At 36.6% G+C, this 8,415-nt stretch carries 6 protein-coding genes and 1 pseudogene; all 7 read left to right on the top strand.

Going from position 1 to position 8,415, the window contains the following annotated elements; genetic code table 11:
- Positions 1–221, top strand: a pseudogene (locus ABEV74_RS11915) (DUF6414 family protein); the annotation flags it as partial.
- 256 nt (positions 222–477) lie between these two features.
- Complete coding sequence (locus ABEV74_RS11910; protein WP_430146259.1) at positions 478–1,284, top strand: AAA family ATPase; 807 nt, start codon at positions 478–480, stop codon at positions 1,282–1,284.
- A gap of 71 nt (positions 1,285–1,355) precedes the next feature.
- Positions 1,356–1,748 (top strand): conjugal transfer protein, encoded by a 393-nt coding sequence (locus tag ABEV74_RS11905; RefSeq protein WP_061785323.1) that lies wholly within the window; start codon positions 1,356–1,358, stop codon positions 1,746–1,748.
- Complete coding sequence (gene tcpF / locus ABEV74_RS11900; protein WP_061785324.1) at positions 1,732–4,188, top strand: conjugal transfer ATPase TcpF; 2,457 nt, start codon at positions 1,732–1,734, stop codon at positions 4,186–4,188. The genes ABEV74_RS11905 and tcpF overlap by 17 nt, the downstream gene beginning before the upstream one ends.
- On the top strand, positions 4,139–6,364 hold the full coding sequence (locus ABEV74_RS11895) for a CD3337/EF1877 family mobilome membrane protein (protein WP_061785325.1): 2,226 nt from the start codon (positions 4,139–4,141) through the stop codon (positions 6,362–6,364). The genes tcpF and ABEV74_RS11895 overlap by 50 nt, the downstream gene beginning before the upstream one ends.
- 8 nt (positions 6,365–6,372) lie before the next feature.
- Positions 6,373–7,383 carry a bifunctional lytic transglycosylase/C40 family peptidase gene (locus ABEV74_RS11890; RefSeq protein ID WP_061785336.1) on the top strand — a complete coding sequence of 337 codons (1,011 nt, stop codon included), beginning with the start codon at positions 6,373–6,375 and terminating at the stop codon, positions 7,381–7,383.
- A 15-nt stretch (positions 7,384–7,398) separates the two neighbouring features.
- On the top strand, positions 7,399–8,310 hold the full coding sequence (locus tag ABEV74_RS11885) for a conjugal transfer protein (RefSeq protein ID WP_061785326.1): 912 nt from the start codon (positions 7,399–7,401) through the stop codon (positions 8,308–8,310).
- The last annotated feature ends 105 nt before the right edge of the window (positions 8,311–8,415 follow it).

Raw genomic sequence — 8,415 nt, 5'->3', positions numbered from 1 at the left:
CTTTCGAAATTCAGGATAATTTAAATGACTTAACCAAAATGGACTTAACATTATTTGGAGTTAAGGTAGGCGAATCATTAGATACCAACCTAGAATTTGAACACCAAATTGATAATATGACGACCCCACATAATACCACAAAAACAGGATTAGACTTTGATGAAGAACAAACTACGCAAATTACTTACGAAATAATAGATGTTATTTTAGCAGGAGTATAAAAATGAATATTGAAATTTATTATGAACCAAGAACAAAATTCAACAAGAGAATACAACCAATCGAACATAAAATATTTTTCAGTCGAATTATTCGTAATTGGAAACGTGTGTTATTACCCTAGAAGATTGCTCAGGAATCAACTCACATGTATTTGAAAACATCGATAATATAGTATCGATATTTGAAAGTTATTCCAGTATAAACACCTTAATAATCAATAATCCACCAAAGTTTTTTTATGACAAATTGAAGCAAATGGAAGGAACTGTCAAGGAAAAGAATTATAGTTATCCTAAAATTAATGCAACCCAAATAGGAAAAGTACAACAAGGATTTGATTCAAATATAATTGGCCAAACTATTGAAAAAAAGGCAATATGCCGGAAATTGATAGCACAAATGATTAGACCAACAAAAAAGCCGTTGGTACTAATGTTCTATGGAAATCCTGGAATTGGTAAAACAGAAACTGCAAAATATTTATCTACCACCTTATATACAAAAGGAACACTTTTACGTGAACAAATGACGATGGTAGGCGGAGATTCAAGTGTTAGGTTTTTCAAATCTACTTCCCATAGTGAAGATTCTTTTTCAAAGCATCTGCTCAATAGAACTTCTAACGTTATATTATTAGATGAGTTTGCACTAGCACCTCCCTTTTTTCAAACTACATTTTTTCAAATGTTTGACGAAGGAATTTATTCTGATCAAAATTTTACTGTAGATGTTAGTAACTCTATAATAATCTGTACTTCAAATTTACAGTCTATACAAGATATGGAGAAAAATATAGATAATGCATTATTAAGTAGATTTGATGGGTTTATTCACTTTACTGATTTTACAGATGAAGATAAAAAGAAAATTGCAGAGAGAATGATTAACGAGTTTATCAATCCCAAAAACATGAAAAAACAATTTATTGAAAAATTAGATCAAACATTGATAATGCAAAAAATAGAGAAGGCGTTACCTCAATTAACTAATGTAAGAAATATTAGAAAGTATACGGAAGATGTAATTGCAGACACACTAATGAATGACTTATTGGACAATTAAAAAATTTAGCAGTGAACTTTAAAATAGTTTACTGCTATTTTTTATCTCAAATATAGAAAGGAACGAAATAAATGAAAAAATTAAAAAGTTATACACGTATTTGGTCAGTTGAAAAAGTGATTTACGCAATTAATGATTTTCGATTACCTTTCCCAGTGACCTTTAACCAAATGTCATGGTTTGTGCTTTCTCTTTTAGCTGTCATGCTACTTGGAAACCTCCCTCCCCTCTCCTTGATTGATGGGGCGTTATTAAAATATGTTGGAATTCCAATTGGTTTGACTTGGTTTATGAGTCAAAAAACATTCGATGGTAAAAAACCGTATAGCTTTCTCAAGTCTGCATTGACATATTGGTTTAGACCAAAAGTCACCTATGCAGGAAAACCTATCAAACTACAACGTGTGAAAGTAAATGAAAATATCACCGCTGTTAGGAGTGAAGTCCATGCGTTATCCGATTAAATACCTTGAAAATAATCTCGTTTTCAACCATGATGGTGAATGTTTTGCGTATTATGAGCTGTTGCCATATAATTATTCCTTTTTATCGGAGGATGAAAAAGTACAGGTGCATGATAACTTTCGCCAATTAATCGCACAAAATCAAGACGGCAAAATTCATGCTTTACAGATCAGTACCGCTAGTAGTATTCGCTCGGTACAAGAACGAAGCAAAGAATTAGTCATAGGACGATTACAAGAGGTTGCTTATGAACGGATTGACGACCAAACAGAGGCACTTGTTTCGATGATTGGTGAACACCAAGTCGATTATCGTTTCTTTATCGGTTTTAAACTGTTACTCAATGAAGAAGAAGTCAATATGAAATCAATAGGGAAAAACATCAAAAATTCACTTTCTTCATTTGTCCGTGATGTAAACCATCACCTGATGGGAGATTTTGTTTCCATACCGCATGAAGAAATGAGACGTTTCTCTAAAATGGAATCTTTATTACAAAACAAAATATCGAGACGTTTTAAGATCCGCCCTTTAAATAAAAATGACTTTGGTTATTTGATTGAACATCTTCATGGACAAACTGGAATGGCTTATGACGAGTATGATTATGCTCTCCCTCTAAAGAAATTTAAAAGGGAAACTTTAGTGAAACGATATGATCTGATTAAACCGTCCCGTTGTTTAATTGAGGAAAACCAACGCTATTTAAAAATCGAACAGGAAGAACAAACAACATATGTGGCCTACTTTACGATTAATTCCATTGTCGGTGATTTGGAATTTCCATCGGATGAAATCTTTTATTATCAACAACAACAATTTGATTTTCCAATAGATACCTCCATGAACGTGGAAATTGTAACAAACAAAAAAGCATTGTCTACCGTTCGGAACAAGAAAAAGGAACTTAAAGACTTGGATAATCATGCCTGGGAATCCGATAACGAAACAGGCAGCAATGTCATCGACGCATTGGAACAGGTCAATGAATTAGAAGATGTGCTCGATCAAAGTAAAGAAGCAATGTATAAGTTAAGCTATGTCATTCGAGTATCTGCCCCTAACTTGGATGAACTCAAACAGCGTTGTAATGAGGTAAAAGATTTTTATGATGATTTGAACGTAAAACTTGTTCGTCCGTTTGGAGATATGATTGGTTTACACAGTGAATTTATCCCAGCCAGTAAGCGGTATATGAATGATTATATTCAGTATGTTACATCTGATTTTTTGGCAGGTCTTGGGTTTGGCGCAACGCAAATGCTCGGAGAAACGGAAGGGATTTATTTTGGCTACAACTTGGACACAGGAAGAAATGTCTATCTCAATCCAAGCCTAGCTAGTCAAGGCGTGAAAGGTTCTGTCACCAATGCGTTAGCTTCTGCATTCTTAGGTTCACTTGGTGGTGGGAAATCTTTTTCTAATAACCTGCTTGTTTATTATGCCGTTCTCTTTGGTGGTCAAGCACTCATTGTTGATCCAAAGGCGGAACGAGGAAGATGGAAAGAAATGTTGCCTGAAATTGCTCATGAAATAAATATTGTTAATTTAACGAGTGAGGAAAGCAATAAAGGACTACTTGACCCTTTTGTCATCATGAAAAAGAAAAAGGATTCGGAAAGTCTTGCGATTGATATTCTTACCTTTCTCACAGGTATATCGAGTCGGGATGGAGATAAATTCCCTGTATTACGACGAGCGATTCGAGCTGTTGGTCAACAGGAGGAACGTGGTTTGCTTCTCGTGATTCATGAATTAAGAAGTGACCCCAATCCATTAGCTGGTCCCATCGCTGACCATATCGAAAGTTTTACGGATTATGACTTTGCCCACCTACTCTTTTCGGATGGTACAGTGGAAAATTCGATTAGTTTAGAAAAACAGTTGAATATCATTCAAGTTGCGGATTTGGTGTTACCAGACGCAGAAACAAGTTTTGAAGAATATACAACCATGGAACTTTTGAGTGTCGCCATGTTGATTGTCATTTCCACTTTTGCACTAGACTTTATTCATTCAGATCGTAGCGTATTTAAAATCGTGGACTTAGATGAAGCTTGGTCATTTCTACAAGTCGCACAAGGAAAAACACTTTCAAATAAATTAGTACGTGCAGGGCGTGCGATGAATGCTGGTGTCTACTTTGTTACACAGAATGCGGACGATTTAACCGATGAAAAATTGAAGAATAACATCGGTGTAAAGTTCGCCTTTCGTTCTAGAGATATGACAGAAATAAAGAAAACTCTTCAATTCTTTGGTGTGGATGCGGAAGATGAATCGAATCAAAGGCGATTACGGGAACTGGAAAACGGACAATGTTTAATTCAAGACTTATATGGGCGTGTGGGGATTATTCAAGTCCATCCTGTCTTTGAAGATTTGTTTTATGCTTTTGACACGCGTCCACCGACACAGGAGAAGAAAGGTGGCGATTAATTTGAAAAAACAAAAATGGAAAAAGATTGTCTTAACGGTGGTACTTATTGGTACTGCCGTTTTTCTATGTCTTCTTTTACTTGGAACATTAGCTCAAGCAGCTGGCTTAGTTGATGATACGGTGTCAGAAGATAATCTCTATTCCTTGTACCCACTTGACCATTATCAATTAGATTTCTACGTGGATTCGGGTTGGGATTGGTTGCCGTGGAACTGGGATGATGGCATAGGTAAACAGGTCATGTATGGCTTATATACAATCACTAATTTCATTTGGATTATTAGCTTATATTTATCAAATGCGACAGGCTACTTAATCCAACAAGCTTATTCTCTCGATTTTATTTCACAAACGGCAGATGCCATCGGCAAAAACATGCAAACATTAGCTGGAATTACGGCAAGTGGTTTCAGCAGTTCAGGATTTTATGTAGGCTTCTTGCTTCTTTTCATTTTAGTCATTGGAATTTACGTGGCTTATACAGGTTTAATGAAACGAGAAACGACGAAAGCGATTCGAGCGATCCTTAACTTTTTAGTCGTTTTTATTTTGTCGGCCTCCTTTATTGCCTATGCCCCAACGTATATCGCTAAAATTAATGACTTTTCAGCAGATATTAGTCAAGCAAGTTTAGATTTAGGTACTAAAATCTTGATGCCGAATTCGAGTAGCCAAGGAAAAGATAGTGTCGATATGATACGGAATAACCTCTTTTCTATTCAAGTGGAACAGCCTTGGATGTTATTACAATTTGATGATTCGGATAAAGAAACGATTGGCGAAGAACGTGTTGAAAACTTAGTTTCTATCAATCCTGATACGAATAACGGGAAAGATCGTGAAGATGCTGTCAAAGCAGAAATTGAAGATCACGACAATAAAAACTTAACCATTACGAAGACCACCACACGTTTAGGAATGGTCTTCTTTTTATTTCTGTTTAATATCGGTATCTCTATTTTCGTGTTTCTACTATCGGGAATTATGATTTTCTCGCAAATATTGTTTATTATCTATGCGATGTTTCTACCAATTAGTTTTCTACTTTCCATGATACCCACCTTTGAAAACATGGGAAAGCAGGCGATTATGAAGTTGTTTAATGTAATTATGCTTCGGGCTGGTATCACGCTCATTATTACAGTTGCTTTTAGTATTTCATCCATGCTTTACAGTTTAACAACAAGTTTTCCATTTTTCTTGATTGCCTTTTTGCAGATCGTGACGTTTGCAGGGATTTACATGAAACTCGGTGACATTATGAGCATGTTTAAACTGCAAAGTAATGATTCGCAACAAGTTGGACGTCAAGTCATGCGTCGTCCTTACCGAATGTTCAATCGTGGCAGTCGTCGATTGCAGCGAACAATCGGACGCACCCTTGCAGGGGCAACAGCTGGAGCAACGGTCGGGGCAATGGTTGGAAAATCAAAGCAAACAAAAGGCTCGTTCTCTCCCCTACGCCCATCGCAACGGTTAACATCGACTACAAAAAATAACAAAGAACGGCCAACTGATCGCACGAAATCAACATCTTTAAGTCAGAAAGTAGGTCAAGTCACAGGAAAAGTGCTTGGTGCGAAAAGTCAGTTCCGTGCAAATATAGATCATCGTAAAGAACAACTACATGATTTACCTACTACTGCTCAATATGCGGTGATGCAAGGAAAAGAACAGCTTACAAAACCTGCCCGTGATTTTAAAGAAGGTATGAAGCAAGCAAAGGAAAAGAGACAAAAAACACATGCAGACCGTCAAGCAAAACATCGTCAAACCATTGCAGATAGGCGGCAAGCATTGGATAAAAAACGTACCCTTTCTCGAAAGACTGCTAGTTATGAACGACCAGTCACGCATGATGCCAATGAATCTGCACATCAAGATAGATTAAAGAACCCAACTGTTCAACAAAAAGAAAAGACAAGACCTGTCACAAAAAGCGAGCATATGAAGCAATTCAAATTACAACGACAGTTATCGAGTCCAGACAGAAAAGAGCATTTTACTGATAATCCCAAACAACCTGTTAAAAAAGGAACCCGACCTATCAATGAAGAACGTTCTCGACCAAAAAATAGTAGGAAAATCATTAGGCGTCCCTCTAAACCGTTGAAACGTACAAATCAGAAACAAATCAGTAAGCGTCCAATCCATGCAACTAGGAGGAAACGCTAATGAAAGTCATGAGATTAAAGGTTATGTTCATTGCTGGGGGATTAGGATTTCTTGCGTTGCTTGGGCTATTAGCATTTGTAGCTGTTTTTATATCGAATGAAGAATATTCATCAGATGGTGGTGACTTCATTGGTGAGATAGGTGGTATATCGGTTTCTGCGAATGTGTTAAAACATCAGCCAATGGTAGAGAAATATGCACAAGAATATGGAATTAGTGAGTATGTCTCTATTCTACTTGCCATTATCCAAGTAGAGAGTGGTGGCAAACTTACAGACGTAATGCAATCAAGTGAATCGTTGGGATTACCGCCTAACACATTGGATACCGAAGCTTCGATTCAACAAGGAACAAAATACTTTTCAGATTTATTACGTTCCGCAAAAGCAAACGGTATCGATGAGAATACAGTCATTCAGGCTTACAACTATGGCGGTGCTTTTATTGATTATGTCGCAAAACAAGGAAGCTCTTACTCTTTTAAATTAGCTGAAAGCTTTGCGAAGGAACGGTCAGGGGGCAGTAAAGTCACTTACTCTAATCCAATAGCCGTAAAGAAAAATGGTGGTTGGCGGTACCGTTATGGCAATATGTTTTATGTCGATTTAGTGAGTCAGTATTTTATTTCGCCTCAATTTGATGATGAAATGGTTCAGATTGTCATGAATGAAGCATTAAAATACGAAGGGTTTCCTTATGTCTTTGGTGGAGATAATCCAAATACTTCATTTGATTGTAGTGGACTCACGCAGTGGAGCTATCGGAAAGCTGGGATTAATTTGCCCCGAACAGCACAACAGCAATATAACGTAACTGAGCATATTCCTCTTTCAGTAGCAAAACCTGGGGATTTAGTATTTTTTCATTCTACGTATAACGCGGGAACGTATGTCACGCACGTTGGGATCTATGTTGGAAACAACCAAATGTATAACGCAGGTGATCCGATTGGTTATGCGGATTTGACGTCTTCTTACTGGCAAAAACACCTAATAGGAGCTGGACGGATTAAACAATAGAAAGGGTTAGATAAAATGAAGGGATTATTTAAAAAGCAAGACAAGCAAACGAAAGAACCAAAACCTAAAAAAATAAAAGTAAAGACAGTTGGACCACGTAAAAAGTCAGTGGTGTTTTTATGGATAGTCCTCATTGGAAGTCTTGCCTTTGGAATCTATAAAAACTTTACAGCAATTGATCAACATACCGTTCATGATAGAGAAATCATTGAAACCAAGATCATGGATACGAATGCGATTGAGAGCTTTACGAAAAACTTTGTGAAAGATTACTACACATGGGAAAATGAAAAAGATTCCATTGAACAACGGGCGGAAAAGATCAGTCACTATTTGACAGAGGAATTACAAGCTTTAAATATCGATACCGTAAGAGATGATATTCCTACTAGTTCCAGCGTAGGTAATATTGATATCTGGTCAGTATCACCAGAAAATGATAATACCTATACGGTTGTTTATTCGGTAGATCAAAAAATTACGGAAGATAAAAATAGCGAAAGGGTTCGATCCACATATCGAATACTTCTTCATCAAGATAATGCAGGAAACTTAGTCATTACACAAAATCCTACCTTATGGAGCTTACCGAATAAATCAGATTATGAGCCACAACAACCTGAAAGTAACGGAACGGCTGATTCTGATACTGTGCAAGAAGTGACAGAGTTTTTGGAGACATTCTTTACATTTTATCCTACTGCCACTGATAAAGAACTTGCTTATTATGTGAAAAATAATGCCTTACCACCGATTGGCAAAGACTATATATTTTCAGAGCTAGTTAATCCTATATTCCAACAGTCTGGAAATCAGGTGTATGTTTGGATATCGGTGAAGTACTTAGATGGGACAACAAAGGCAACGCAGCTTTCTCAATATGTACTAACTTTAGAGAAAGATATAAATTGGATGATTGTTAAGTAACTGTGCTAACAGTTTGTTTGCTGAAAATTAATATTAATAAACCTGAATTTCGAAAGTACAGCTCCTTGGAAACGTGAAAAGGGCTCCAAATCTTTGGTAGAATGG

The organism is Paenibacillus cisolokensis (assembly GCF_050481165.1).
GTDB lineage: Bacteria > Bacillota > Bacilli > Paenibacillales > Paenibacillaceae > Paenibacillus_AH > Paenibacillus_AH cisolokensis.
Note: the sequence above shows the minus strand (reverse complement) of the source record. Positions and strands in the feature narration are given on the sequence as shown.

Bases quoted from the DNA above. Each gene is read 5' to 3' on its own strand.
- ABEV74_RS11910 (WP_430146259.1), top strand. From the start codon at position 478: ATGGAAGGAACTGTCAAGGAAAAGAATTATAGTTATCCTAAAATTAAT.
- ABEV74_RS11905 (WP_061785323.1), top strand. From the start codon at position 1,356: ATGAAAAAATTAAAAAGTTATACACGTATTTGGTCAGTTGAAAAAGTG.
- tcpF (WP_061785324.1), top strand. From the start codon at position 1,732: ATGCGTTATCCGATTAAATACCTTGAAAATAATCTCGTTTTCAACCAT.
- ABEV74_RS11895 (WP_061785325.1), top strand. From the start codon at position 4,139: ATGCTTTTGACACGCGTCCACCGACACAGGAGAAGAAAGGTGGCGATT.
- ABEV74_RS11890 (WP_061785336.1), top strand. From the start codon at position 6,373: ATGAGATTAAAGGTTATGTTCATTGCTGGGGGATTAGGATTTCTTGCG.
- ABEV74_RS11885 (WP_061785326.1), top strand. From the start codon at position 7,399: ATGAAGGGATTATTTAAAAAGCAAGACAAGCAAACGAAAGAACCAAAA.